Here is a 1839-nt window from a genome sequence, read left to right on the forward strand (position 1 = left end):
CAAGAGCGGCGGGCTTTGCCCGCCGCTCTTGTTTTTTGCCTTCGCCAAACTGCCTGTATCCAGCAGTTAGGCCGCCGGCCTCAGGCTGCCCTTGCTTCCGCTTTGTGGAGTGTGAAGGAATGTCCGTCGGCATCGAAAATATGCAGGTCGCCGGCATCGGCATTCAACCGCAGCGCAGCACCCCGCTTGACCTCGACATTGCCGGGCAGCTTGGTCACCAGCGGCAGTTCGGAGCGGCCGATGTCGACATAGACGAGCTGAACCTCGCCGAGCTGCTCGACATAGTCCACCGTTCCCTCGAAAAGATAATCCGTCCCGGTGGCGATCATCAGATCCTCCGGCCGCACGCCGAAGCTCACCGAAGCGCCCTTCACTGACGCTGGCGTGGCGATCGGCACCGTCGCCTTGCGCCCGCCGACATGACTGACGACGGTCGGGTCGCCTGATTTGTCGATCGTCGCCGGCAGGATGTTCATTGCCGGCGAGCCGATGAACTGGGCAACGAACAGATTGCCGGGTTTCTTGTAGAGATCCATCGGCGTGCCGACCTGCTCGATATGGCCCTCCTTGAGGACCACGATGCGGTCCGCCAGCGTCATTGCCTCCACCTGGTCGTGGGTGACGTAGATCATCGTTGTAGCCGGCATCGACTCCTTGAGCTTGGCGATTTCGATGCGGGTGGCGACGCGCAGTGCCGCGTCGAGGTTCGACAGCGGCTCGTCGAACAGGAAAACCTTCGGGTTGCGCACGATGGCGCGGCCGATGGCGACGCGCTGGCGCTGGCCGCCCGACATCGCCTTGGGCAGGCGGTCGAGATATTTTGTCAGCTGCAGGATTTCCGCGGCCTGGCGCACTCGCTTGTCGATCTCTGCCTTGCTCTCCTTGCCGATCTTCATAGAGAACGCCATGTTGTCGTAGACGGTCATGTGCGGATAGAGCGCATAGGACTGGAACACCATGGCGATGCCCCGCTTCGACGGCGGCACGTCGTTGACCACCTCGCCGTCGATCCTGAGCTCCCCGGAGGTGATTTCCTCAAGCCCGGCGATGGACCGCAGCAAGGTCGACTTGCCACAGCCGGAAGGGCCGACGAAGACGATGAACTCGCCCGACTTTATGTCGAGGTCGATGCCGTGGAGAATGTTGAGATTGCCGTATGATTTCTTCACTTGCCTTAGCGTGACATCGGCCATGATTCCCTCCAGTGAATTGCAAATTCAGTTGACACGCCCGAACCAGGCGCCGTAGCCACCGAGGCGGATAGAGCCGACGCCAGTTTGTCCCGAAAACCCGTGCCCCGGCAAGGGCTGCAGCGAGCGTCCGCCGAGATCGATTTCGGCCGGTCGGCTGCCGAGATTGAAGGCGCAGACGATCTGCTCGTTGCCCTCGCGGCGCGTGAAGGCGACCGTATCGCCCTGGCTTTCGATGAAGTCTATTTCGCCCTTGGCCAGCGCCGGATGCAAACGGCGGAAAGCGAGAAAGCGCCGGTAGTGTTCGAGCGGCGAGCTGTCGTCGCCCTGCTGCACATCGACCGCTTGCGAAAGGTGCTTGGCGGGCACGGGCAGCCAAGGCCTCGCCTTGGAGAAGCCGCCATTGCCGTCCGCGCCATTCCAGACCATCGGCGTGCGGCAGCCGTCGCGGCCCTTGAACTCCGGCCAGAAGCGGATGCCGTAGGGGTCCTGCAGGTCCTCGAATTGCAATTCCGCTTCGCCAAGGCCAAGTTCCTCGCCCTGATAGATGCAGACCGAACCGCGCAGCGACATCAGCAGCGCCGAGATCACCTTGAGATAAGCGGTCTGGTCGGCCTCGCCCGCCGCCCAGCGCGAGGCAGTGCGCATC

The 1839-nt window shown here is 62.7% G+C and carries 2 protein-coding genes; both read right to left on the reverse strand.

All coding sequences use genetic code 11. From position 1 onward, the window contains the following. Positions 1–80: 80 nt before the first annotated feature. Entirely contained in the window at positions 81–1193 is a 1113-nt protein-coding gene (ugpC, locus tag EOA86_RS33085) for a sn-glycerol-3-phosphate ABC transporter ATP-binding protein UgpC (RefSeq protein ID WP_065006610.1), read from the reverse strand. A 24-nt stretch (positions 1194–1217) separates the two neighbouring features. Then, positions 1218–1839, reverse strand: a 622-nt coding sequence (locus EOA86_RS33090) for a DUF3459 domain-containing protein (RefSeq protein WP_128345411.1), incomplete at its 5' end; no start/stop codon positions are given.

Origin of the sequence: Mesorhizobium sp. M5C.F.Ca.IN.020.32.2.1 (genome assembly GCF_004023105.1) — a bacterium.
Taxonomy (GTDB): Bacteria; Pseudomonadota; Alphaproteobacteria; order Rhizobiales; family Rhizobiaceae; genus Mesorhizobium; species Mesorhizobium wenxiniae.

Coding starts and splice junctions, on each gene's coding strand:
- ugpC (WP_065006610.1), bottom strand. CDS start 1,193: ATGGCCGATGTCACGCTAAGGCAAGTGAAGAAATCATACGGCAATCTC.